Annotated in this window: 22 protein-coding genes and 1 pseudogene; 14 read left to right on the top strand and 9 right to left on the bottom strand. The window is 39.6% G+C overall.

Annotated elements, in window-relative coordinates; all coding sequences use genetic code 11:
* Positions 1–77: 77 nt before the first annotated feature.
* The 7 genes from F902_RS07700 (at position 78) to proB (ending at position 7,508) form a co-directional block, all read left to right on the top strand.
* A complete protein-coding gene (locus F902_RS07700) occupies positions 78–662 on the top strand; it encodes a lipocalin family protein (RefSeq protein WP_005202441.1) in 585 nt (194 codons plus the stop codon).
* Positions 663–768: 106 nt separating this feature from the next.
* Positions 769–1,713, top strand: coding sequence for an EamA family transporter RarD (gene rarD, locus F902_RS07705; RefSeq protein ID WP_005202442.1), 945 nt, complete (start codon positions 769–771; stop codon positions 1,711–1,713).
* Positions 1,714–1,968: 255 nt separating this feature from the next.
* Entirely contained in the window at positions 1,969–3,426 is a 1,458-nt protein-coding gene (locus F902_RS07710) for a glyceraldehyde-3-phosphate dehydrogenase (protein WP_004808502.1), read from the top strand.
* Positions 3,427–3,560: 134 nt separating this feature from the next.
* On the top strand, positions 3,561–4,304 hold the full coding sequence (locus F902_RS07715; protein WP_005202451.1) for a hypothetical protein: 744 nt from the start codon (positions 3,561–3,563) through the stop codon (positions 4,302–4,304).
* On the top strand, positions 4,304–4,984 hold the full coding sequence (locus F902_RS07720; RefSeq protein WP_005202453.1) for a hypothetical protein: 681 nt from the start codon (positions 4,304–4,306) through the stop codon (positions 4,982–4,984). The genes F902_RS07715 and F902_RS07720 overlap by 1 nt, the downstream gene beginning before the upstream one ends.
* Before the next feature lie 157 nt (positions 4,985–5,141).
* On the top strand, positions 5,142–6,359 hold the full coding sequence (gene cgtA / locus F902_RS07725) for an Obg family GTPase CgtA (protein WP_005202455.1): 1,218 nt from the start codon (positions 5,142–5,144) through the stop codon (positions 6,357–6,359).
* 15 nt (positions 6,360–6,374) lie between these two features.
* Positions 6,375–7,508 carry a glutamate 5-kinase gene (gene proB, locus F902_RS07730; protein ID WP_005202457.1) on the top strand — a complete coding sequence of 378 codons (1,134 nt, stop codon included), beginning with the start codon at positions 6,375–6,377 and terminating at the stop codon, positions 7,506–7,508.
* Between the two features lie 26 nt (positions 7,509–7,534).
* On the opposite strand, the gene F902_RS07735 is transcribed toward proB, so the two are convergent.
* Both F902_RS07735 and F902_RS07740 read right to left on the bottom strand, forming a co-directional pair.
* Positions 7,535–8,209 carry an HAD-IB family hydrolase gene (locus tag F902_RS07735; protein ID WP_005202460.1) on the bottom strand — a complete coding sequence of 225 codons (675 nt, stop codon included), beginning with the start codon at positions 8,207–8,209 and terminating at the stop codon, positions 7,535–7,537.
* Positions 8,176–9,384 (bottom strand): DUF1615 family protein, encoded by a 1,209-nt coding sequence (locus tag F902_RS07740; protein ID WP_005202462.1) that lies wholly within the window; start codon positions 9,382–9,384, stop codon positions 8,176–8,178. The genes F902_RS07735 and F902_RS07740 overlap by 34 nt, the downstream gene beginning before the upstream one ends.
* Before the next feature lie 82 nt (positions 9,385–9,466).
* Between F902_RS07740 and dusB the strand changes: the two genes are divergently transcribed.
* A complete protein-coding gene (gene dusB, locus F902_RS07745) occupies positions 9,467–10,489 on the top strand; it encodes a tRNA dihydrouridine synthase DusB (RefSeq protein WP_005202464.1) in 1,023 nt (340 codons plus the stop codon).
* A 59-nt stretch (positions 10,490–10,548) separates the two neighbouring features.
* Here dusB and oxyR read toward each other — a convergent pair whose 3' ends face one another.
* From oxyR to rubA, 4 genes are all read right to left on the bottom strand, one after another.
* Positions 10,549–11,454, bottom strand: a complete 906-nt coding sequence (gene oxyR, locus F902_RS07750; protein ID WP_005202466.1) for a LysR family transcriptional regulator OxyR — start codon at positions 11,452–11,454, stop codon at positions 10,549–10,551.
* A gap of 6 nt (positions 11,455–11,460) precedes the next feature.
* On the bottom strand, positions 11,461–12,405 hold the full coding sequence (gene estB, locus F902_RS07755; protein WP_005202467.1) for an esterase EstB: 945 nt from the start codon (positions 12,403–12,405) through the stop codon (positions 11,461–11,463).
* An 84-nt stretch (positions 12,406–12,489) separates the two neighbouring features.
* Positions 12,490–13,671: a rubredoxin reductase RubB gene (gene rubB, locus F902_RS07760; RefSeq protein ID WP_005202468.1), complete on the bottom strand. Its 1,182-nt coding sequence runs from the start codon at positions 13,669–13,671 to the stop codon at positions 12,490–12,492.
* An 83-nt stretch (positions 13,672–13,754) separates the two neighbouring features.
* Complete coding sequence (gene rubA / locus F902_RS07765) at positions 13,755–13,919, bottom strand: rubredoxin RubA (protein ID WP_004678010.1); 165 nt, start codon at positions 13,917–13,919, stop codon at positions 13,755–13,757.
* 351 nt (positions 13,920–14,270) lie between these two features.
* On the opposite strand from rubA, the pseudogene F902_RS07770 reads away from it, so the two are divergent.
* From F902_RS07770 to cysN, 6 genes and pseudogenes are all read left to right on the top strand, one after another.
* Positions 14,271–15,014: pseudogene (locus tag F902_RS07770) on the top strand (IS5 family transposase); the annotation flags it as partial.
* A 112-nt stretch (positions 15,015–15,126) separates the two neighbouring features.
* Complete coding sequence (locus tag F902_RS07775; protein WP_005202469.1) at positions 15,127–15,564, top strand: SRPBCC family protein; 438 nt, start codon at positions 15,127–15,129, stop codon at positions 15,562–15,564.
* Between the two features lie 159 nt (positions 15,565–15,723).
* Positions 15,724–17,250 carry a lysine--tRNA ligase gene (gene lysS / locus F902_RS07780; protein WP_005202470.1) on the top strand — a complete coding sequence of 509 codons (1,527 nt, stop codon included), beginning with the start codon at positions 15,724–15,726 and terminating at the stop codon, positions 17,248–17,250.
* Positions 17,251–17,394: 144 nt separating this feature from the next.
* Positions 17,395–18,834 carry a capsule assembly Wzi family protein gene (locus F902_RS07785; protein WP_005202471.1) on the top strand — a complete coding sequence of 480 codons (1,440 nt, stop codon included), beginning with the start codon at positions 17,395–17,397 and terminating at the stop codon, positions 18,832–18,834.
* A 322-nt stretch (positions 18,835–19,156) separates the two neighbouring features.
* Positions 19,157–20,065, top strand: coding sequence for a sulfate adenylyltransferase subunit CysD (cysD, locus tag F902_RS07790; RefSeq protein ID WP_004808480.1), 909 nt, complete (start codon positions 19,157–19,159; stop codon positions 20,063–20,065).
* A gap of 83 nt (positions 20,066–20,148) precedes the next feature.
* Complete coding sequence (gene cysN, locus F902_RS07795) at positions 20,149–21,762, top strand: sulfate adenylyltransferase subunit CysN (RefSeq protein ID WP_005202472.1); 1,614 nt, start codon at positions 20,149–20,151, stop codon at positions 21,760–21,762.
* Positions 21,763–21,885: 123 nt separating this feature from the next.
* Here cysN and F902_RS07800 read toward each other — a convergent pair whose 3' ends face one another.
* The 3 genes from F902_RS07800 to F902_RS07810 form a co-directional block, all read right to left on the bottom strand.
* A complete protein-coding gene (locus F902_RS07800; protein WP_005202473.1) occupies positions 21,886–22,758 on the bottom strand; it encodes a DMT family transporter in 873 nt (290 codons plus the stop codon).
* A 175-nt stretch (positions 22,759–22,933) separates the two neighbouring features.
* Positions 22,934–23,611, bottom strand: a complete 678-nt coding sequence (locus F902_RS07805) for an IS1595 family transposase (RefSeq protein ID WP_005202474.1) — start codon at positions 23,609–23,611, stop codon at positions 22,934–22,936.
* Between the two features lie 47 nt (positions 23,612–23,658).
* Positions 23,659–24,210 (bottom strand): DUF2239 family protein, encoded by a 552-nt coding sequence (locus F902_RS07810; protein WP_005202475.1) that lies wholly within the window; start codon positions 24,208–24,210, stop codon positions 23,659–23,661.
* Positions 24,211–24,227: the final 17 nt, after the last annotated feature.

Here is a 24,227-nt window from a genome sequence, read left to right on the forward strand (position 1 = left end):
TTTGTTCACAAAGTAAGCTATTTTAAATTGCTAACTATATGACTATTGATAACAAATTACTGTTTTGAGGATTTCTCATGCCTTTTATTAAAAATTTCCCGAAAGCGAGTTGGCGCCTTGCAAAGATTGCGATTGGTGGGGCTGTCTTAACTGGGTTGGCTGTTGGAACGATTGCTTATGCACAAGCAAAACCGTTATCGACAGTCGATAAAGTTGAACTCGATAAGTATTTGGGAGTTTGGTACGAAGTCGCGCGAAAACCAATGTTTTTTGAGCGTAAATGCGCTTATAACGTCACCGCGACTTATACCTTAAATGAAAATGGCAATATTGTTGTTGATAACAAGTGTTATGACAGTGAAGGCAACGTACAGCAAAGTGTGGGTGAAGCTTTTGTTGCCAATGCACCATTTAATACTAAATTGCGAGTAAGTTTCTTGCCAGAGGTCGTGCGTTGGGTCCCTGTGATCCGGGGTGATTACTGGATTTTAAAACTCGATGCTGATTATCAAACGGTACTGGTTGGAGAACCGCGCCGTAAATATTTATGGGTACTTTCACGGATACCTAATCCCAAAAAAGAAATTATTCATGAATATTTAAATTATGCTAAATCATTAGGTTATGATGTTGGTGATGTGATTTATCCTGAACATCATTAAATAAATACGATATACTGAATAAGAACCATGCTTGCATGGTTTTTTTAATTTTAAATAGTGGATAAATCACGTATTTTGGAAGATTCCCTAAAATTAGAGGCCTAAAATGTTTAAAGGAATTGCTTATTCAGTTTTGGCTTCAGTTACTTTTGGGGTTTTGTATTTTTATACCCAATTGCTTGGTGCATTTGATAGTGAACAAACCTTTGGTTGGCGCATCATTGCGACCTTGCCCGTTTTAACGCTATTTATGTGGTTCAGTGGTGATTTAAGTCATATCAAACACGTCTTTAAAAGAATTGTCGCGCAGCCCTCGTTATTACTACTTTTAATCATTACATCGGTACTGACATCAGCGCAGTTATGGCTGTTTTTGTGGGCACCTATGCATGGTCGTGGGCTACAGGTCTCATTGGGTTATTTCCTATTACCTCTGGTTTTGGTGTTGGCTGGAAGTATCCTATATGGTGAAAAGCTTTCAAAGTTGCAGTACGTTGCGGTATTACTCGCAGCATTTGGTGTCGGACATGAGGTATGGCGTTTAGGCAGTATTGCTTGGGAAACTGCCTTTGTTGCTTTGGGCTACGCAGCTTATTTTATTCTTCGCAAAAAGATTCAAACTGATAATTTAGGTGGGTTCTGGTGGGATCTTTTACTGATTCTTCCTGTTGCGATTTTCTTTACCCAAACAGGGGATACACCTTATCTCAAGTTTTTAGAATATCCGAGTTTGATCTTGGTGGTGATTGGGCTAGGTTTGCTCAGTGCCATTGGGCTAGGTAGTTATATTCTTGCGAGTCGCTATTTACCTTTAATTATTTTCGGTTTACTGGGCTATTTGGAACCTGTTTTGTTGGCCTTGGTCTCTTTGCTGATTGGAGAAAAAATCGGGGCAGATGAATGGTTAACCTATATCCCAATTTGGTTGGCTGTGTTGGTACTGGTGATTGAAGGGGCAATACATTTGTATCAACAGAGGAAGCGCAAGCAACATCTAGAATTGAACTTAAAACAGTATTCGCAACGGGTGAATTTGGATGATAAAAGCTAAAAGTGCTTATCTATTACGCTGAACTATCAATAAAACTGTTATGTAAGTGCACTAAGTTGCAGCTATTTTGATGATGAAAATGGATTTCTACCAAAATTCACAAAAATAATTATAGGTATTTTATGAATTTATAGTCAATTAGGACAAAATCTTAGCTCGTTTAGCAGCTTTTGATTCAATCTTGATGATAATTCTATTACAATTATGGCGTTTTAAAAATTCACGCCCAGTATATATAAATTAGAGGACGTATCAGTGAGCAAAGACACTATCATTGCCCTACACGCAGAACACCAAGGTCGTTGGAAAAACCGTGAAGAAATCGCGGAACGTATGATTACTTTAATTGGTCAATTGTACCGTGAGAAAAATATTGTTGTTTCTGTTTACGGCCGTTCTTTAATTAACCGTTCAGTTATTCAAATTTTAAAAACGCATCGCCGTACACGTATGCTTGATGTTGAACTTTCTGTTGTAAATACCTTCCCAATTTTGGAAGCGTTAATGAAAGTTGAGAACATCGGTTCAGCTGAAGTTGATATCGGTAAACTCGCTGTTGAATATAAAAACCAAGGTGGCGATGTTGATGCTTTCGTTGCTCAAGCGGTTGCTCCAATCCAAGGTAACGTGACTGCTGCTGCGCCTAAAGATGTTGTTCTTTATGGTTTTGGTCGTATCGGCCGTATCCTAGCACGTTTAATCATCAGCCAATCTGGTTTGGGTCGTGGTTTAAGCCTTAAAGCAATTGTTGTTCGTAAATCATCTGATGGTGACTTGGCGAAACGTGCTTCTCTATTACGTCGTGACTCTATTCACGGTACTTTTGACGGTACGATTTCTGTAGATGAAGAAAACGAAGCAATCATTGCAAATGGTCAATTCATTAAAGTGATCTATGCATCAAGCCCAAGCGAAGTGGATTACACTGCTTACGGTATTGAAAATGCACTTCTTATCGACAACACAGGTAAGTGGCGTGATGCTGAAGGCCTGAGCCAACACTTGAAATGTGCAGGTGTTGCACGTGTGGTATTAACTGCACCAAGTAAAGGTGAGATGAAGAACGTTGTATTTGGTGTGAACAACTCTGACATCTTAGATGAAGACAAAATCATCTCTGCTGCAAGCTGTACAACTAACGCAATTACACCTGTATTAAAAGTTTTAGATGACAAATACAAAGTATTGAATGGTCATGTTGAAACAGTTCACTCGTTCACAAACGACCAAAACTTAATTGATAACTATCATAAAGCTGACCGTCGTGGCCGTGCCGCAACATTGAACATGGTCATTACTGAAACTGGTGCTGCAAAAGCAGTTGCAAAAGCGTTACCAGGTCTTAAAGGTAAGTTGACAGGTAACTCTGTACGCGTACCAACACCAAACGTATCTCTTGCAATCTTGAACCTTAACTTAGAGAAAGAAGTTGATCGTGAAGAAGTGAACGAATACATTCGTCAAATCTCAATCAACTCTAGTTTACAAGGTCAAATTGGTTATACCAACTCAACTGAAGTTGTATCAAGTGACTTTATTGGTTCACGTACAGCTGGTGTATTTGATGCGCAAGCAACAATTGCTTCAGGCACACGTTTAACTGCTTATGTTTGGTACGATAACGAAGTGGGTTATAGCTGCCAAGTATTACGTATCGCTGAACAAATGTGTGGCGTAAGCTATACAAAAATCCCTGCTGAAACAAATGCATAATTTGTTTGCAGAATGATAAAAAGCCCAGTTAATAAACTGGGCTTTTTTATTGACTGTACAGAATATATGCTGAATAAAACATAAAAATCGATGAGAATAATGGAAAAGGGAAATAATTAATAAGGAATCGTTCATTGTTGCAGTTCAGACGTTTATTAGTGGTATTTGCTTTAATTGTGGTTGCCAACTTGTGTGGTGTGTATATCGCGATGTGGGTATTTAAGCATTTTAATATTTATATTCCATTAAAGAATCAAGATGTCGCCATCGACTTACAAGAGCCTTTGCAGGTTCGTGTGAAGGTTAAAGATGCGCTCAATGTGGATGTGAATGGTCGTGTCGATGCCAAGATTCCAATTAATGAACAGCTGAATGTTCCTCTGACTCAAACCCTGACGCCACGGGTTTATTTTGATAATTTAGTTCCAATCAGTACCACGATTCCTGTAAAGGAAACGATTAAGGTTAATCAAAGCCTACCGATTGATACCAAGGTACAGGTTAAAATTTTAGGTAAGGACGTCACCTTACCATTGAAAGGTTCAATTCCTTTACAACTGGATGTGCCGATTGATATTCAAGTACCGCTACAGCAAAAAGTACATTTGAAGTTTGATGCGCCCGTTCGTACTGAACTTAAGGAAAATTTGCATATTCCTTTGAAAGCACAGCTGAATGCGAACATTCCAATTCAAGGCAATTTGAATGTACCGATCACTTCTGAGCTTAATGCTACTGTCGATGTTAAAAATACCTTACCTGTCAAAATTGCACAGGGTGAATTAAAGATTCCGTTATCCACGATGTATTTGGATCGTGTCAAAGCTCAGCCTGTCGAAGTACAAGCAGCTCAACACGATATAAAAGCAGGTGAGTAATGGAGATGCCCAAAACACTGAAAAGCCTGCTGATTAGCTTTGTGATTGTCACGACTTTGGTGGCGATCCTATTTTGGTTTTATTTAAATATTCAGGCATCTTTGATTGTTTCTGCGCAACAGGCAGATATTCGTTTGCCTGAATCCTTGGGCACCAAGATCCAAGTAGGTGATCACCTAAGAGTGAAGTCGGAAGGTCAACTCAATACGGTATTGGACATTGATCGGACTCTACAATTGCCTTTAAAAGGCAAATATTTGGCTGATTTAAGTTTTGAAGTCGAAACACCGATTACGGTTGATATCAACTATGAAACCACGCTGAAAGTAGATGAAGTCGTACCGATTGAAACCAGTACCGATTTGATCTATCAGAATAAATTATTGCCCAAGTTTCCTTTGAGTTTGAATATTCCAGTAAATTTGGATATCCCATTTCAATTGAAACGTACTTATACCGTTCCTGTGAAAATTGTTTTTGATGGACCTGTATATTTTGCTTTTGATGAAACTGTAGATTTGCCGGTGAAGCATCAATTTAAACCGAGCTTTTATATGAATGATGCAATTAATATGAGTAAGATTTCTTCCTTTGATGCAATCATGTATAACTCGGTGCAACAGACCAAAGCCAATTTAGATATGCAAATGGAACTGCCTTTGAAGAATGTGAGACCATAATTAGCTAAAAAATCTCTATAGTTCGTTGACTTGGATAATGAAATTGAATATTGAACGAATAATAAATTTAAAAAAATCAATTTGCTGATTTTTCTATTCGAGAATTTTCTTAAAATGTGGCAAAATAGTCCGCTTTTAAGAATTTGAGGATTGGCACATGCGCTTTGTTGATGAAGCAGTCATTACCGTAGAGGCTGGCGACGGTGGCAATGGCGTAGCCAGTTTTCGCCGTGAAAAATTTGTCCCTTTTGGTGGCCCAGATGGCGGTGATGGGGGACGTGGCGGAAGTGTATATATTCAAGCTGATGATGATACCAGCACATTGGTAGATTACCGTTATACGCGTCGCTATCGTGCAGAGCGTGGTAAAAATGGTTCGGGTGCGAACTGTTCTGGTCGTGGCGGCGAAGACGTTATTTTGAAAGTGCCAGTCGGTACAACCATTGTAGATACTGAATCTGGTGACATTATTGGTGACTTGGTCGCTGATGGTCAGCGTGTAAAAGTTGCCCATGGTGGTGATGGTGGTTTAGGTAATACTCACTTTAAATCATCGACTAACCGTTCACCACGTAAGTGTACGCACGGGATCAAAGGTGAATATCGTGAAGTGCGTTTAGAGTTGAAAGTACTTGCAGATGTTGGCTTACTCGGTATGCCAAATGCAGGTAAGTCAACGTTCATTCGTGCAGTCAGCGCAGCAAAACCAAAAGTTGCAGATTATCCGTTTACCACGATGGTACCAAACCTCGGTGTGGTTGATGCGGATCGTCATCGTTCATTTGTGATGGCAGATATTCCAGGATTAATCGAAGGGGCTGCTGAAGGTGCTGGTCTAGGAATTCGTTTCCTTAAGCATTTGGCGCGTACGCGTATTCTTTTGCATATTGTTGATGTTCAGCCAATTGATGGTTCTGATCCAGCTCATAATGCAAGAGCGATTTTAGGTGAGTTAGAAAAATTCTCTCCGACATTGGCAAAACTGCCAGTGGTCTTGGTGTTAAATAAACTGGATCAAATTGCAGAAGAATCAAGAGAAGAATGGTGTCAGCACATTCTCGATGAATTGCAGTGGAAAGGTCCTGTATTTAAAACTTCTGGTCTTATGTCGGAAGGAACCAAAGAAGTTGTGTATTACTTAATGGATCAAATCGAACAACAACGTGAGCGCGAAGTTGAAGATCCTGAGTATGCAGCAGAAGTGAAAGCATTCCGTGAGCAGCTTGAAGCTGAGACACGTGAACAAACCATCGCAGCGAAAGAAGCATATCGTGCCATGCGTAAAGCACAGCGTGAAGCTGGTTTGGACGATGATGAAGACTTTGATGACGATGAAGACGAAGGCGATGTAGAAAGCGTCTACATTCGTGACTAGTAAACCGAGGGAAAAATGATAGAAGTGGTCGATGGGCAACGTCAGCTCAATGCGTGTAAACGAATCGTTGTTAAAATCGGATCATCTTTACTCACTGCAAATGGGCAAGGTCTAGATTTAAATGCAATTTCGCACTGGGCGAAACAAATTGCAGATCTACACAATGCTGGACATGAGATTATTCTTGTGTCCTCAGGTGCAGTTGCAGAAGGGATGGTACGCATGAAACTTGCGAGTCGACCCACTGATCTACCCAGTCTACAAGCTTGTGCTGCTATTGGCCAAATGGGTTTAATCCATACATGGTCAAGCGTACTGGATCAACATGGTATCCAAACTGCACAAGTGTTACTCACGCATGATGATCTCGCTGATCGTCGTCGTTATCTCAACTCTTGTGATGCTTTGCAGAACTTGATTGATTGGCATGTCATTCCAGTCATTAACGAAAATGACACCGTCTCTACTGATGAAATTCGGTTTGGTGATAACGATACTTTGGCAGCGATGGTTGCGGGTCAGGTACAGGCAGAATTGTTGATTATCTTAACGGATCAACAAGGTATGTTTGATTCAGATCCACGTAGCAATCCAAATGCAAAATTGTTCTCTGCTGTTCGAGCACTCGATGATCGTTTGTTTGAAATGGCGGGTGGCGGTGGTGTACTTGGTCGTGGTGGTATGGTCACCAAGGTTCGCGCTGCGCGTCTAGCGGCAAAGTCGGGTTGTCCTACCTTGATTGCCAGTGGGGAAAGCGAAAATGTGCTGGCTCGCCTAATGGCGGGTGAGATGTTGGGTACCTTATTTACCACTGACAATGATCGTGTGACAGCACATCAGCAATGGTTGGCAGCGCATTTACAAACTGCGGGTCGTTTAGTGATTGACGATGGTGCTGTTGAAGCGATTAAGCTCAAACATCGTAGTTTATTGCCTGTCGGAGTCAGAGCGATTGAAGGACATTTTGATCGTGGTGATGTAGTTGAATGTGTTGATAAAAACGGTGGTCGTGTCGCAGTAGGTCGTGTGAATTTTAGTTCACGTTCTGCCGAAATGATTAAAGGTTTATCATCAGAAAAAGTCTATCAGGTTTTAGGTGAAGCACGATCGCTAGAAATGATCCATCGTGATCATATGGCAATCTACTAAATTGTTTAAAAATAAAAAAGCTCGCATTAAGCGGGCTTTTTTATGTCTGCTTGGTTCAATTGTTTCAGCTCTAAGGAGGGAAGAGCTTGCTCTACTCCCATCATATAAGGATGGTCTGCTAAAGAGAGCATTTCTAGATCTTCTTCACTATTGCCATAGGCATAAATCGTTTGATAATTTGCTAAATTGTAGCTTTGTAAAATGCGCAATTTCTTTTGCTCACAACTGCAATCTTCTGAACTGTAGCGACCCGTTAAACGTCCATCTTTAGTTTCAGTTTGGGTGCACAGTAATTCAATATTGAGAACTTCACAAATTGGAGCCAAATAAAGATCAATCGATGCTGATACTAGAACAATGTGATCACCACGTTGCTGATGTAGTTGAAGCTGCTGGAATAAATCGGGATCTAATTTTTTAGTGAGTTTCTGTGCATATTCGTGAGCAAGTTGCTCAACCACATCTACAGAAATGTCTTTAAACATACTCTGGAATAAACGTGGTCGCATGGCATGCGCAGGGTAGAGGCGTAAATAATAGGCTTGAATCCATGGCAGGATTTTCAAGCCTCTTTTGACAATATGGCGTTTTGATAGTGCAAAGAAAATAAACCCTGTGAAACTGTCTCTTGGATAGAGTGTTCCATCGAAATCAAATAAAGCAAGATTTAGAGTTTTATGCGTTTCGCTCTTTGCATGCATGTTTCATATCGTCCATTAACTCGACTGGCAAACCAATTGGTATTGTAGTCACGGCTCAGTTTAGGGCCCGAAATAACGACTTCAGGCATAATTGCATAAATAGGTTCTTTATTGGTTTTACTTTGATACAACTTTTGAACGGCTAAATAAGTTTGTGTATCTTCGAACTTCTTCTCTTTTTCTTTCTTTAAATCCGCACGAATTTGACGCGGAGTAACCAGAATTTTATTGTTGGTAAACGCTGAGATCACTTCTTTTTCAGATTGGCTCAGTACAGATTGTACATTCCCATCTTTATTATAAAGTAACAGGTCACCATCTAAATCAAGGTCTTTACCTTGTATGACTTCAAGCATCTTTTGAAAAGCTGCATTGCGGCTTGAATACATGCCTGAGTTGTAATCGGCAAAACGATAGATGGCTTTGTCATAATCGGCAGAATATTCCATCAAACGATGGATACCATAATATAGGCCACCGTATTGGGTATAGAGATCATTACGTAGTTCAGCAATATTTCCGCTTTGACGTTTATGTTCTTTGGCATAATTAATATGCACTTGCATAGAACCCAGTGTCGTGATCGGGTTCATTTTTTCGCCAATATCTTGTCCAACCAATTTCGCTGCGCCTGTTAGGGCACTGACATGATAATGCTTCGACATATAGTCAAAAATTTCACGATAAAGCAAATCGAGTTCACGCTCAGTTCTGACTTTGCGCATTTGGCTCATATAGTTATTTTCTGGTGAAGGTTGGTTTTTGAGCACATCCTCAAAATAACCTGCCACAGTGCCGCCAATGGTTTCACCTAGTTTCGCTTCAAACTTCTCTTTGAGGCGCGTATTGATTTCCTGAACTGCTTTCTCGCCTAAGCCTGGTACAGCAGGGTCAGCGACAAAGTTAGATTCCTGATCGACTACGGCCACAATGCTGCATACATTTTGCTTGGTTTTAGGAATACTAAGTTGTTGCATGATATCGAAGATATCTTGCGACCAAGACTGGCGATCATTCACACGCGGTGGCAGTACTTTGGTAATTTGTTCTGCCTTCATTTCGGGTTCTTTATTATTTGACCACCAAGCATTATCACCACAAGCCACTAAGCTTATGCTGATTGCCAAGAGGCTAAATGTTTTGAATAGAGGACGAGTCGAAAACGATTGGTTCATAATGAAGACAACACCGCACAAAAAGATGAGCCGAACGGGCGAATGAAGTATACTATGTTGATCAGAAATTGTAAGAAAATATATGTATATTGGTTCATATCAACTGTCAAATAATTTGATCGTTGCTCCGATGGCTGGCGTTACGGACCGTCCTTTTAGAACGCTGTGCAAATACTTTGGTGCAGGGCATGCGGTCAGTGAAATGATGACTGCAGACAAGACACTACGTATGAGTAAAAAGAGTCTTTATCGGGCTAATTTTGATGGTGAGCTTGCACCAATCTCTGCACAAATCGCAGGTTCGGATCCAGAGCAACTGGCTGAAGCAGCACGTTATCAAGTGGCGAATGGTGCGCAGATTGTTGATATCAATATGGGTTGCCCAGCTAAGAAAGTATGTAACAAACTTGCAGGTTCGGCTTTATTACAAGACGAAGATCTCGTTGCGCGTATTCTCGATGCCGTAGTTTCTGCAGTGGATGTACCAGTCACTTTAAAAACCCGATTAGGTTTTTTAAATGGCCATGAAAATATTTTACGTGTGGCCAAACGTGCTGAAGAATCTGGAATTGCAGCCTTAGCCTTGCATGGTCGTACCCGTGAAGATATGTATTTGAATACTGCACGTTATGAGCTGATTAAGCAGGTTAAAGAATTGATTGATATCCCATTGATTGCCAACGGTGATATTGATAGTCCCGAAAAAGCCAAATATGTACTGGATTATACGGGTGCAGATGCCATTATGATTGGGCGTGCAGCCCAAGGCCGACCTTGGATATTCAGAGAAATTGCTCATTACTTAAAAACAGGTGAGCATCTTGCTGCGCCTGATATTGCAGAAGTCAAAGCAGTATTATTGGGGCATCTGGCTGAGCTGTATGATTTCTATGGTGAATACTCAGGCTGTCGTATTGCCCGTAAGCATATTGCTTGGTATACCAAAGGCTTACGCTCAAGTAACGAGTTCCGTCAGAATATGTATAAAGTTGAAAATACGGCTGATCAAGCCAAAGTGGTGGAATCATATTTCGATGAATTACTTGATCAAGGTCTACGTATGAGTGATGTACAAGTTGAACAAGTGAATTTATTGGATATTTAATAATTATTTTAATTGTATTGAAAAGCCTGTAATTCGATCTGAATTACAGGCTTTTTTTATTACGATAAATGAGCCGTGATTTTTTGCAGAATCTGCAAGATCACATCAAACTCACTTTGTAATGGTGTGCTTTTACGGGTCACTAAAGCCAATGTACGGCTTGGTGCAGCTTCAATCGCTTTCACATCAATATCTTGATTGAAATGAATCATACTGTTTTTAAGCGCGATCTCAGGTAAAAGAGTAAAGCCTAAATCAGACGATACCATTTCAACCAGCGTTGGTAATGAACTTGCTTTTAAGCGATGATCATTTTTGCGCTCACCAACAGGGCAGGCACTTAAAGCATGGTCGCGTAAGCAATGACCTTCCTCAAGCAGCATTAAACGAGATAGATCCAAATCATCGAGAGAATTTGCATTGGCTGCATTGGTATCTTTCTTGTTATACACAAGGAATAAGTGTTCTTTGGCAATTTCAGCAACTTTTAAACTGCGCGTATCAAACGGAAGTGCAAGTACAATCATGTCTAAATTACCATGTTCCAACTTCTCTACAATCTTCTCACTTTGTGCTTCATGTAAGTGTAGCTGGATTTTTGGCAATTGCTGATGAACTTCATCTAAGAGTTGAGTCAGAATAAAAGGTGCAATGGTTGGAATAATACCGAGATGTAAATCACCTGTTAATGGTTCACTCATCTCTCGGCTTAAACGCATCAGGTCTTGGGCATCGGCAAGCAACACTCGCGCTCGCGCCACCACTTGCTCACCTAATGGGGTTAAACGGACGTTTTGACGATCACGCTCAACTAAGACCCCACCTAATAAACGCTCCAATTCCATGATGCCACCAGACAATGTTGACTGGGTAACAAAGGAACGACGCGCTGCTTCAGTAAAATGTAAAGTTTCTGACAACGTAACTAAATATGATAGCTGTCTTAATGAGGGTAATGCAGCCATAGTGTCCTAGTGTGATGATCTAAAGTGGTGAGTAAACAAACCACTAAGTTGCGGAATGAAATGTGCAGGAATATCATGCCCCATTCCTTGAATTAATTCAAACTTAGCACCCGAAATTGCTTTTGCAACAGCTTTCCCGTGACTTGGTGGTAACAGGCGATCTTTTGATCCGTGTACAACCAATGTCGGCTGAGTAATCGTTTTGTTCAATGGTAACAAAGAACCTGTACATAATATTGCTAAAAATTGTTGAAGTACACCCGCTGGATAGAAACTACGTCGATATAATTTGCGAATGGTTTGAATTGATTCGACTGGATTGACATAACCAGGTGAACCGATAATACGGAAAACATTTAAACTATGATTAATAATTGTTTCTTCATCATGCCCTTCAGGTTTACCCAATAAGCTAAAAAGCTGCTTTGGAAAAGGCGGAGGTAAAAACGGCTGATTATTACTGGTAAATAACAAACCTATTTTTTCTACTTTTTCTGGATATTTCGCAGCAACAATCTGTGAAATCATTCCGCCCATTGAGGCACCAATAATATAGGATTTCTCGATGCCAAGTTGATCAATCAACATTGCTACATCATCGGCCATATCATATAAGGTATAAGGTGCACCTTCATTGCGAAGTCCAAACATGAAACGACTCATCAGTTTCATGGTATTGAGTCGTTTGCCCTTATTACGAATTTTAGAAGATAAACCGATATCGCGATTATCAAAGCGAACTACACGGAAACCTTGATCGATTAAGGCTTTACAGAAGAAATCAGGCCAAAACAGCATTTGTGCACCTAGGCCCATGATCAATAAGATGGTTGGATGCTCAGGATTTCCGCCCATTTCAACATGTAGTTCAATGCCATTGCCCAAAGTAACTTTGGTTTCCTGCATAAAAGAAGCATATGGTGACACGTTAAATTGGAGGGCACTGTTCATGATCTTCGTTCCAAATTGAATTCTTCTTATTGCTTAGAGAGTTTGAAGGAAATTCTTTTCTCAACAAACTCTCGTATTTAAACCTTAAACTTGCGCTGGAATCAAGTCTGGAACCAGCTTGGTGAGGGTTAAACGTTGTTTGCCCGCAGTTGCACCTAACAGTACAAAACCCCTTAAGGTTCCTTCACCATCAGCTGCTTTGGCAAGCATACCATCATCAAACTCTTCGGTTTCCCAGTTCACATCCACATTAAGCGGTGCAGGTAAAACCGTCAATGGCGCAGCGGGTGTTTTTACTGCAACAGGCATAGCAGGGTAGTGTACCGCTGTGCTTTGACCACTGAGCGTTTTTGCTAAAGCACGTGCTTGCTGCATAATTGGCATCACATATGGCAATAACGTGCCATTCACTTCTGCACAGTCACCGACGGCATAGATATCCGCTTGATTGGTTTCCAAAAGCGTGTTGGTAATAATGCCACGACTGGTTTGAATGTCTGCTGCTTTCGCTAAAGAGATATTCGGTTGTAAGCCAATTGCAGAAAGAACAATATCAGCGACCAGTGTTTTACCATTGGCTAAGGTGACTTCGTAGTCTTCACCATTATTAATCTTGGTTACTTTTTCCACGGTGGTGGAGAGTGCAAATTTAATGCCTGCTTGTTCTAAGTTGGCCTTAAAGGCTTCAGCGACATGGTTTGGTAATAAACGACCGAGTGGCTGAGGGGCTAAGTCAATTACAGTAACATCATATTGGCTATGCAATAAGTCATTGGCAAATTCACAGCCAATTAAACCTGCACCAAGAATAACCACGCGTTTGTCTTTACGGTTTGCAAGGTTTTCACGGAAGATACGATAGTCGACCAATGAGTTCACAACATGGATGTCATCACTGCCATCACCGGCAATCGCTAAGCGGATAGGGTTTGCACCGACAGCCAGTACTAATTTTGAATAAGGTTGGGTAATGGTTTGCCCATTTTTTTCTAATGTAAGTTCATGGTTTTCGGCATTGATTGCTTTCACCCATGTGTCTGCATCAATGCGCATATTCAATTGGGTTGCCATCTTTGTCGCATCGCCTAAAGCAATTTGTTCTGGTGCTTTATTCCCTGCAAAGGCATTAGATAATGTTGGTTTTGCATAATTTACCGCATCATCTGCACAGATCATAACCAGTTCTTGTTCAGGACTTAGTTTACGAAACTCTCGCGCTACGGTGTAACCTGCCATGCCCGATCCGATGATAACGATAGGATGCATTCTATTCTCCAATATTTTCTTATTTAAAAACAAACGATAGCAAAAAAAAGACCATGATCATTGTCACGGCCTTCTTGATCTATTTAGATTTCAACCATTTCAAAATCAGCTTTTGAAACGCCGCAATCTGGGCAAGTCCAATCATCTGGGATATCTTCCCATTTGGTCCCTGCTGCAATGCCGTCTTGTGGCCAACCTTCTGCTTCGTCGTAAATCCAACCACAAACGATACATTGATATTTTTTCATGTGACTCTCCAAACTGATAGGTATGTTCAAGTTGCCTTTCAGTAAAACTATTCCGTAATGTCGCTATGATCGCTGCAATAGGAACTAACTTATGCTAATCGGGAGTTAGATTTTTACGCAGAACGACATTTAAGTAAAGTAAATGCAAGAGTTTAATCATTTATTCAAAAAGTGATATGGCAATTCTATCTGAAAGTCTTGTTATTTGAGCAATTACTCTAATTTTTTTTAGGGATATAACGCTTATACAATTAAAAAAAGCCGAAATGTATAAGGGTCTGTTGACAATTGTTGCCTAAAAAAATAGCGAGATAGTAAAATCAAATCGCCAAACCCAATTTTACACTCGCTATGCCTCGTACAATGCTGAATGATCAACACTGGTCTAAGTTAACTACCATTTTCCGTCATTTTAATATTTATCTCAAATTAAATTTGAGGAATTTTATCGAAGCTATTCTATTTAGGATACGTACAGGTTGTCCTTGGAGAGATTTACCTCAGGAATTCGGTAAGCCAAACTCTATTTTCAAGAAATATAATCGCTGGTCTAAAAACAACAAACTTATGAATATATTTAAGTTATTTAGTCAGCATGCTGATAAAGAATGGATTTTTATTGATGGTAGTCATGTTAGAGCACATCAACATTCAGCAGGAATTAAGAATCAAGATATTTCTAAAAGTATCGGTGGCAATAGTTCTAAAATACATTTAGCAATTGATTCAAATGGTAATCCAATTGAGTTTATTATTTCTGACGGAACTTCTCATGATATGAAAATTGCCCCAGATCTTGTATCAAAACTAGATTTAAGTGAATCAGAAATGCTGTGCGCTGATAAAGGTTACGATTCTGAAAGTCTTAGAAAGCAAATTCAAGACAGCAAAACAAAACCAAATATTCCTAGAAAATCAAACACAAAGTCTAGTAATGATCACATGGATTGGTATATGTATAAAATCAGACACTTAGTTGAGAATTTATTTTGTAGATTGAAACAATTTAGGGGGATTGCGACACGATATGACAAGCTAAAGCGTAATTATCAAAGTGCAGTTGCTTTAGCTTGTATATTTATATGGTTACCGTTATAGAGTGAATTATGAGCAAGAAATGTCAACACACCCAAATATAGTGTGTATAAAAAACAAACATTCAGAATCAAGATATGATGATGAAAACAATGATCAAGGAGAATAAAACATGGAAACCTTATCTTATAATATAAAAATTTATGCGACCCCTGAAAAAGTTTGGGAGGTTCTTTGGACTCCAGAAAGTTATCAAGCATGGACAAAATTCTTTGCATGCGATTCAACCATGACTACGGATTGGAAAGTGGGTGGTAAAACCTATTTTGGAGATGGCAAAGGCAATGGCATGATCTCTACCATTGAAAGTATCGATGAGCCTAAAGAGATTGTTTTTAAGCATCTTGGGATGATTGAGAACGGTAAGGAGGATCTGGAAAGTGAGGCTGTGAAGTCTTGGGCAGGTGCTTTGGAAAAATATATGCTGTTTGATTTTAATGGTGAAACGCAATTGCATGTAGAGGTCGATATTCAACCAGAACATGCAGAATTTATGAATAAAGGCTTTGATCAGGGACTTGCTATGGTCAAGCATTTAGCGGAGAAATAAGCGACAGCGAATCGATTGTTGAGCGGAAAATTGCTGCGTTATCTTGATTCAAAAACTGATCAATCTTGATTTTTTTGAATTGTCTGGTTGAAACAATACGAAAATGAGTTGTGATCTGCTATCCTATGTCACTTCATTTTTTACTTAATCGAGGCAGAGATGACGCAACAAAACGCTCAATCGACTTCTGAACAAACACTTTCCGAAAACGATTTAATCGCACAGCGTCATGCCAAATTAAAGCAAATCCAAGAGACTGCAAAACAAACGGGTAAGAGCCCGTGGCCAAACACGTTTAAACGTGAGCACTATGCAGCTGATTTGCAAGAACAGTTTAAAGATCAAGACAAGGCGCAAATTGAAGGCGCTGAAAAAGTTTATGTAAAAGTTGCTGGTCGTGTGATGTTGAACCGTGGATCATTTATGGTGATCCAAGATATGACGGGTCGTATTCAACTTTATGTGGATCGTAAAGGTCTGCCAGCTGATATTTTAGAAACCATTAAAAGTTTAGACCTTGGCGATATCATCGCTGCTGAAGGTTATATTGGTCGTTCGGGTAAAGGTGACTTATATGTGCACCTTGAAGGTTTTGAATTACTGACCAAATCACTTCGTCCACTTCCAGATAAATTCCATGGTTTAACCGATACAGAAGCTAAATATCGTAAACGTTATTTAGATTTGATCGTAAATGAAGAAACACGTAAAACTTTCGAAATTCGTGCCCAAGTAGTTGCAGGTATTCGTGCATTCTTGACCAATGAACGCTTCATGGAGGTGGAAACGCCAATGATGCATGTGATTCCGGGTGGCGCATCTGCTAAGCCATTCGTAACACATCATAATGCTTTGGACATGGAACTGTATTTACGTGTTGCACCGGAACTCTATTTAAAACGCCTTGTAGTGGGTGGTTTTGAGCGTGTGTTTGAAATTAACCGTAACTTCCGTAACGAAGGGGTTTCAACACGCCACAACCCTGAATTCACGATGATCGAGTTCTATCAAGCCTATGCTGATTATAAAGACTTGATGGTATTGACTGAAAACATGCTTGAAAAATTGGCAGTTGATATCTTGGGGTCTACCGATGTGCCTTATGGTGACGAAGTTTATAGCTTCAAAGGGCCATTCAAGAAAATCTCAATGTTTGATGCAATTCTTGAGAACAATCCAGACTTCACACCTGAAAATGTGAATGACCGTGAATTCTTGGCCAAATTTACCAAAGAAGTTTTAAAAGAGCAGGTAAAACCTGGTTTTGGTTTAGGCAAATTACAAACGATTGTGTTTGAAGAAACTGTAGAAACTAAACTGCGTCAGCCGACGTTCATTACTGAATATCCAGCTGAAACTTCACCACTTGCTCGTCGTAATGATGATAATCCACATATTACCGATCGTTTTGAGTTCTTTATCGGTGGTCGTGAGTTGGCAAATGGTTTCTCTGAGTTAAATGACCCGATTGATCAGGCTGAGCGCTTCCAAGCGCAGGTTGCAGAAAAAGATGCAGGTGATGATGAAGCAATGCATTACGATGCAGACTTTATCGAAGCATTGGAATATGGCTTGCCACCGACAGCTGGTCAAGGCATCGGTATTGACCGTTTGGTGATGTTGTTTGCCAATGCTGCGAGTATTCGTGACGTGTTGTTATTCCCGCATATGCGCCGTAAAGATTAATTTACCATTCATTAAAAAGCCACTTCCATGAAGTGGCTTTTTATATTCATGATTAAAAAAATATAATTATTGCATTTGATGATTGAAAAGAGATCGTAAAAAAACGATCATGTGCACATAAATAAATTTGAGAACAGTTTAGATATGTTTCTAAAAAAATCCCTTTATGTCGCATTATTTGCTTCGCTTTCCTCTGCAACATTTGCACAAGGTCTCATCTTAAACGATGCAAATTTACGTACAGATTTAAATTGGCTGAACCAACAAGGTGTTATTCAAATTAGTACGTCGACTTGGCCAATGAGTGGCGATGAAATTCAACGTGCTTTATCCCAAGCGAAAGTGAGCAATAATGCTCAGCAAAAGGTGGTGAATTCAGTTGCTAATGCACTGAAAGCAGATAATGAAACGGTTAAACTTGGTTTACATGCCGGCTCTGATCTTAAAACTGTTCCTCAAACATTTGGTGATAACCAAAAATCACAATATCAGGTCGCTGCTGAGTTTAATGCAGGTGGTGAAAATTGGGATGCAAAACTTCGTGTGAATGGAGAGAAAGATCCACTGGTTGATAATGGGCATGATGTCAATGTAGAAGGTTCTTATCTTGCTGGTAAGCTTTGGAATCAATGGGTGATTGCAGGTCAGATTCCGACCTATTGGGGTCCTGGGCATGATGGAAGTTTGATTCGCGGTGATGCGAGTCGTCCTGTGTATGGTGTTACAGCACAACGAGCTGTACAAAATGCATTTGAGAGCAAATGGTTATCTTGGATTGGTCCTTGGCAGTATCAAGCATTTGCTGGGCAATTGGATGATTATAAGGCTGTTCCTGATGCAAAACTGCTTGGTTTACGTGTAACGGCACAACCTTTGTCTTATCTTGAACTTGGTGCATCACGTGTATTGCAATGGGGCGGTGAAGGCCGTTCAGAAAGTTTGGACTCACTTTGGAATGCCATTAAAGGTAATGATAATCTTGATTATGATACTGATAAGTCAAATCAGATTGCAGGATTTGATTTTCGGTTGAATACACAACCATTACTACAAGTCCCTGTCGGTGTTTATGGACAATATGTGGGGGAAGATGAAGCCGGTGGACTCCCTGCTAAAAAGATGTATTTAGCGGGTATAGATTTCTCTTCTTCTTATAAAAATATGCCGTATCAACTCTATGCAGAATGGGCAGATACGCGTAGTAATGGAAAAGTAGATGGTGTTTCATATAATCATTATGTTTACAAAGATGGCTATTATCAACATGGTTTTTCTTTAGGCCATGCAATGGGTGGTGATGGTCAAATGTATTCGGTTGGTGGTGATATTCGTTTTGATACAATGAACCGTTTAAATGGTCGTTTGCTTTATACCAAGGTGAATCCATTAGATTTAAGAATTAATGAGGCATTTCCAAAGCAAGATACAATAAAAGCTCTTGATTTGACTTGGACACACTACTTGAAACCAACAATTCCATTAAAAGTGAATGGTTGGGTCAGTGATTCTGATTTGAATGGCAGTGATGGTGGTGTTTCTGTTGGTGTTGAAATTCCATTAGAACGGAAAATGTTCGGTTTTTGATAGGTTTTAAACCTTTGAAAAAAGGAGCCTTTTGGCTTCTTTTTTTATATTTTTTGGTGAGGAATAGATTGTATTGATATTCCATAATCTTATTTTTATATCATAATTTTGCATATTGATATGAAAAAACAAGCTAAAGAACTGGATCTAAATTATTATAATGAATAACCGCTATTGAGTGGTTTTTTGCCACCAGTAAGAATATCTATATCATGAAAAATTGGAGTTGTTATGGCACTCGTTCCTCCACACAGTCTTCAAAGTGGTGGTTTAATCCCACTTATAGATTTTATGGATAGCATGGATAAGGAGGAAATTGTACATGACTGAAAATAGATTAACTCACCTCAAGCAACTTGAGGCAGAAAGTATTCATATTATTCGTGAAGTTGCAGCTGAATTTGAAAACCCTGTGATGCTTTACTCGATTGGTAAAGACTCGGCAGTAATGTTGCATTTGGCATTAAAAGCATTCTATCCAGCGAAACTCCCATTCCCACTACTGCATGTAGATACGGGTTGGAAGTTTAAAGACATGATTGCTTTCCGTGACAACATGGCAAAAACGCATGGCTTTGATCTGATCGTGCATCAAAATGTAGAAGGTCGTGAGGCGGGGATTAACCCGTTTGATCACGGCAGTTCAAAATATACGGACATCATGAAAACCCAAGGTTTAAAACAAGCCTTGGATAAGTATCAGTTTGATGCTGCTTTTGGTGGTGCACGCCGTGATGAAGAAAAATCTCGTGCCAAAGAGCGTGTGTATTCATTCCGTGATAATAAACATCGTTGGGATCCAAAAAACCAGCGTCCGGAACTTTGGAACCTTTACAACGGTAAAGTGAACAAAGGCGAAAGTATTCGTGTATTCCCATTGTCTAACTGGACTGAGTTAGATATCTGGCAATATATCTATCTCGAAAATATTCAACTCGTTCCTCTTTATTTCTCTGCAGTTCGACCTGTGGTTGAACGTAGTGGTACGTTAATCATGGTCGATGATGAGCGTATGCGCTTAAAAGAAGGTGAAGTTCCACAAATGAAATCGGTACGTTTCCGTACACTTGGTTGTTACCCGTTAACAGGTGCAGTTGAGTCTGAAGCAGATACCTTGCCTGAAATTATCCAAGAAATGCTTTTAGCAACCAGCTCAGAGCGTCAAGGTCGTATGATTGACCATGATGAGGCTGGCTCGATGGAAAAGAAAAAGCAAGAAGGTTATTTCTAATTTCCTTAAGCAAGTCCCTCTTTTTAAAGAGGGATTTAGGGAGATTAAAACCGATTTCTAAAGAATATGTGGAGTTTTGAGCAATGTCTCATCAATCAGATCTTATTAGCCAAGACATCTTGGGATATTTAAAACAGCATGAGCAAAAAGATTTATTACGCTTTTTGACGTGCGGTAATGTCGATGATGGTAAAAGTACCTTAATTGGTCGTTTACTTTACGATTCAAAATTGATTTATGAAGATCAATTGCAAGCGGTAACACGTGATAGTAAAAAAGTGGGTACTACAGGTGATGCACCTGATCTTGCTTTGCTGGTTGATGGTCTACAGGCTGAACGTGAGCAGGGCATTACCATTGATGTGGCTTATCGTTATTTCTCTACAGAAAAGCGTAAGTTCATCATTGCTGATACCCCAGGACATGAACAATACACGCGTAACATGGCGACTGGTGCATCCACTGCCGATCTTGCGATTATCTTGATCGATGCACGTTATGGTGTGCAAACTCAAACTCGTCGCCATTCATTTATCGCAAGCTTACTCGGTATTAAAAATATCGTTGTTGCGATTAACAAGATGGACTTGGTTGAGTTCTCTGAAGCACGTTTCAATGAAATTCAAGTTGAATATGATGCTTTCGTGAGTCAACTTGGTGATCGTCGCCCTGAAAATATTGTGTTCGTACCGATCTCGGCATTGAATGGCGACAACGTTGTTAATCCATCAGCAAGTACGCCATGGTACAAGGGTCAAACCTTGATGAGCCTTCTTGAGTCAGTGGAAATTAAACGTGAATCAAATAAACGTGAATTCCGTTTCCCTGTTCAATATGTGAATCGACCAAACCTCGATTTCCGTGGTTTCGCAGGTACGATTGCGCTTGGTCAAGTGAATGTTGGTGATGAAATTATTGCCTTGCCATCTGGTAAAAAATCAACAGTTAAAGAAATCGTAACTTTTGATGGCAATCTAGAACAGGCCGTTGCTGGTCAGGCCGTGACTTTAACCTTAAACGATGAAATTGATATTTCTCGTGGTAACGTTTTGGTCCGTGCAGGCGAGCAACCATTGATTTCACGTAGTGTGCGTGCATCAGTGGTCTGGATGAATGAGCATCCGCTGGTAAAAGGCAAACTGTACAATGTCAAAATTGGGACTCAAACTGTTCCAGCGAAAGTGACGGCAATTAACTTCCGTGTCAATGTGAATACGTTGGAACACACACAAGTTGAAGAGCTTGAGTTGAATGCAATTGCGGATGTTGTAGTTGAGTTTGATGCGCCAGTGGTCTTTGATCAATACCAAGACAGCCGTTACACCGGTTCATTTATCTTTATTGACCGTCTAAGCAACGTAACTGTTGGTGCGGGTATGGTTGAAGCTGCGGTTGAATGGGCAGCGCATAGCAATCCTGTGACTGCAGAAGATCGTGCAGCTCGTTTAGGTCAGAAGCCTGCGGTGATTGGTGTTTCTGCATCGTTGATCGAGAAAGCTCAAGCTTTAGAAAGCTTGTTGATCCAGCAGGGTGTGGTTGCGATTGCGAAAGCCAATTTAACTGCTGAGCAAATTGCATTGTTGCGTGAAACAGGTGTTGTAATTATCACTACGACTGTTGAAGGTACAGATACCGAGATTGCTGCTGAAACGGTTGAAGAAGCCGCTGAAAAAGTGGTGGAGTTAGTTCGTCTTTAATCGGCTGAGTTGATTTTGGAAACCCGCGCAAGCGGGTTTTTTTATTTGAGTGGGCTACAAAAAGCTGGAATTGGTTCTGTTGGATATTTACTCATTGTATTCTTTGCAGTTGTAGTTTTGATATTATGTTGTGCAACTTGGTTTAACTGCTTTTCTATACACTAAATAAACACCACTCAAGATTGCTGTAATTCCAATATAGTCGAAAGTAGAAAGTTGGGTATTAAAAATCATAAAGTCGAGTATTAAAGTCACAAGGGGCACAAGATAGAATAAGCTTGTTGTATTCACCAGATTGCCTGATTGTAGTAATTTATAAAAAATTAGTTGAGCAATCACAGAAACAATGATGCCTTGATATAAAACTGGAATCCAAAAGCCCCAATTCATCTCAAAATTAAATGATTGAAAAGGGATGATTAAGATCATGAAAATCAAAGAAATTGCATATTGTAGTGGTAAAACGTGCCATGGTTTTTCAGAAATTTTTCTTTGTAGAATCACACCTGCCGTAATACATGTCAGGCACATAATTGAAGCAAGCGTTGCCCATAAAGATAATTTATTGACAAACATATTGTTATAAACCAAACAAATAATTCCAAAAAAACTAAGCAGTAGTCCAGTAAGCTTCACTTTGGAAAAACTCTTTTCGGTAATAAAAAAAGTCAAAATGGGCTGTAATGCAAGGATGGTGGAAAGGAGCCCTGGTGAAATTCCAAATTCAAGGGATAAAAAATAAAATAGGGTATAACCCGTAATTAAAAAGCAACCCGTCAATATGACATATTTAAAAGAGGTGTTTTGTGGGTAAAAAGGCTGTTTTGAAATCACACAGAAGGATAAAATTAATGCGGTAGCAATCAAAAAGCGAAAAAACAGAAAAGGAATTGCAGCACCATGATGAAGTCCCCATTTGGTAAAAATAGCAGCGCTACCCCAAAGCAAAACAAATAGGCCAATATAAAGGAAATTCTCATTCTTAAGTTTGACCATTTTACTTATCCTTTTTAATATCTATATTTTTAGGTCTTTGAATATCAGTTTTATATGATCACTAAACTATGATTTTCACTCGATGGTTATAAAAATGCTTTACCATCTAAGACGGATAGAGCAAGTTATTTTAACAAATAATAAAAAGAATATATTTAGAAAGGGGCTTAGGAAGTTAAAGAGGATCATTGCGGAGTAGTTTCAGCAAATCGAGGTATAAATTACTATGCCGATGATTGAAGCGATACTCCGTTTCTTTAAGATGTAGATAAAACATCTTTTTGTCAATCCCATTAAACTTAATAAGCCTTTTCTTAGCATAGCCCCAGAATGATTCTATACCGTTGATATGACGCTCTCCACAGGCAAATTCATTGTCACCATGATTTACTCTTAAGTGCTTATCAAAGCCAATATCTACTAAACCATCATATCCCCGCCATCCATCTGTATTAATGACTGAATCAAGTTCTATATGCCCACGGATAATGCCTTGTAGCGTAGCTTTGGAGCAATCTGGTACAATTTCTGTGTATACATTTCCATCTCGTTTAAGCAAACCAAATACAATGGTCTTTCCTGACGCCCCACGACCTCGTTTACCACGAACACGACGAGCACCAAAGTAAGATTCATCCAATTCAACGATACCATTGAAGGGAGATATTTCTTCACATTGGATAGCAATCTTTTTACGCAATTTGATATAAATTGTATTGATAGAACGTACAGAAATATTGGTGAGTTTAGCGGTATCTGAAGCAGTAAAATCCATGGCAAAAAAGCGAATGATCTGCCTGAATTTTGCTTCTGTGATTCTTGAACGGGAATAGTATCTATTTTTTGCTTTCATATAAGGAAGTTACCATACTTTTTAATATGCTTAACTTCCTAAGCCCCTTAGAAAATATGATGTGTTTTAAAAACTAAATAGTTTTTTATATCTTTAGGATAATCTTGAATCATCTTTAAGAAATTCGCTTGATCACCCTGATATAAAGCACGGGTTGCCTCTTCATAATTGGGCATATTACCCAACATGGCAGACATAAAGCGGTCGGTGGATTGTTTGGCGAGCATGATATTGCTTTCAGAAGTTGGATCATTCAGCTCTTTATCAATCAACTTCCGAATCACAGCAGATGCACTGGAACTCTGTTGATCTAACCAATCCCAATGTTTTTTTTGTAAGGTAATTTCACGAGAGATGACCCCAAGTTTCGGTCGCCCAACTTTCTTTGTCGGCTCAGGCTCGCTATAACGTTGATGAATTTCTTGTTCAGAACCAGAAAGATCAAGATCAACCTGTCGGCCAGTTTGATCATTGAAAATTAAAATATTCTCAATTGTTTTAGGCCTAAGTTTAATCTTAATTGCAAGCTCAGTAGGTTGCCCAGTTGCGATGAAGGTACTCCCTGAAAAGGCAGTATAGGTTGTTATTTGAGTATTCATTTTCTTCGGATTGTTTT

Origin of the sequence: Acinetobacter higginsii, from assembly GCF_000369525.1 — a bacterium.
Taxonomy (GTDB): Bacteria; Pseudomonadota; Gammaproteobacteria; order Pseudomonadales; family Moraxellaceae; genus Acinetobacter; species Acinetobacter higginsii.

Bases quoted from the DNA above. Each gene is read 5' to 3' on its own strand.
- F902_RS07700 (WP_005202441.1), top strand. From the start codon at position 78: ATGCCTTTTATTAAAAATTTCCCGAAAGCGAGTTGGCGCCTTGCAAAG.
- rarD (WP_005202442.1), top strand. From the start codon at position 769: ATGTTTAAAGGAATTGCTTATTCAGTTTTGGCTTCAGTTACTTTTGGG.
- F902_RS07720 (WP_005202453.1), top strand. From the start codon at position 4,304: ATGGAGATGCCCAAAACACTGAAAAGCCTGCTGATTAGCTTTGTGATT.
- cgtA (WP_005202455.1), top strand. From the start codon at position 5,142: ATGCGCTTTGTTGATGAAGCAGTCATTACCGTAGAGGCTGGCGACGGT.
- proB (WP_005202457.1), top strand. From the start codon at position 6,375: ATGATAGAAGTGGTCGATGGGCAACGTCAGCTCAATGCGTGTAAACGA.
- F902_RS07735 (WP_005202460.1), bottom strand. From the start codon at position 8,209: ATGCATGCAAAGAGCGAAACGCATAAAACTCTAAATCTTGCTTTATTT.
- F902_RS07740 (WP_005202462.1), bottom strand. From the start codon at position 9,384: ATGAACCAATCGTTTTCGACTCGTCCTCTATTCAAAACATTTAGCCTC.
- dusB (WP_005202464.1), top strand. From the start codon at position 9,467: ATGTATATTGGTTCATATCAACTGTCAAATAATTTGATCGTTGCTCCG.
- oxyR (WP_005202466.1), bottom strand. From the start codon at position 11,454: ATGGCTGCATTACCCTCATTAAGACAGCTATCATATTTAGTTACGTTG.
- estB (WP_005202467.1), bottom strand. From the start codon at position 12,405: ATGAACAGTGCCCTCCAATTTAACGTGTCACCATATGCTTCTTTTATG.
- rubB (WP_005202468.1), bottom strand. From the start codon at position 13,671: ATGCATCCTATCGTTATCATCGGATCGGGCATGGCAGGTTACACCGTA.
- rubA (WP_004678010.1), bottom strand. From the start codon at position 13,919: ATGAAAAAATATCAATGTATCGTTTGTGGTTGGATTTACGACGAAGCA.
- F902_RS07775 (WP_005202469.1), top strand. From the start codon at position 15,127: ATGGAAACCTTATCTTATAATATAAAAATTTATGCGACCCCTGAAAAA.
- lysS (WP_005202470.1), top strand. From the start codon at position 15,724: ATGACGCAACAAAACGCTCAATCGACTTCTGAACAAACACTTTCCGAA.
- F902_RS07785 (WP_005202471.1), top strand. From the start codon at position 17,395: ATGTTTCTAAAAAAATCCCTTTATGTCGCATTATTTGCTTCGCTTTCC.
- cysD (WP_004808480.1), top strand. From the start codon at position 19,157: ATGACTGAAAATAGATTAACTCACCTCAAGCAACTTGAGGCAGAAAGT.
- cysN (WP_005202472.1), top strand. From the start codon at position 20,149: ATGTCTCATCAATCAGATCTTATTAGCCAAGACATCTTGGGATATTTA.
- F902_RS07800 (WP_005202473.1), bottom strand. From the start codon at position 22,758: ATGGTCAAACTTAAGAATGAGAATTTCCTTTATATTGGCCTATTTGTT.
- F902_RS07805 (WP_005202474.1), bottom strand. From the start codon at position 23,611: ATGAAAGCAAAAAATAGATACTATTCCCGTTCAAGAATCACAGAAGCA.
- F902_RS07810 (WP_005202475.1), bottom strand. From the start codon at position 24,210: ATGAATACTCAAATAACAACCTATACTGCCTTTTCAGGGAGTACCTTC.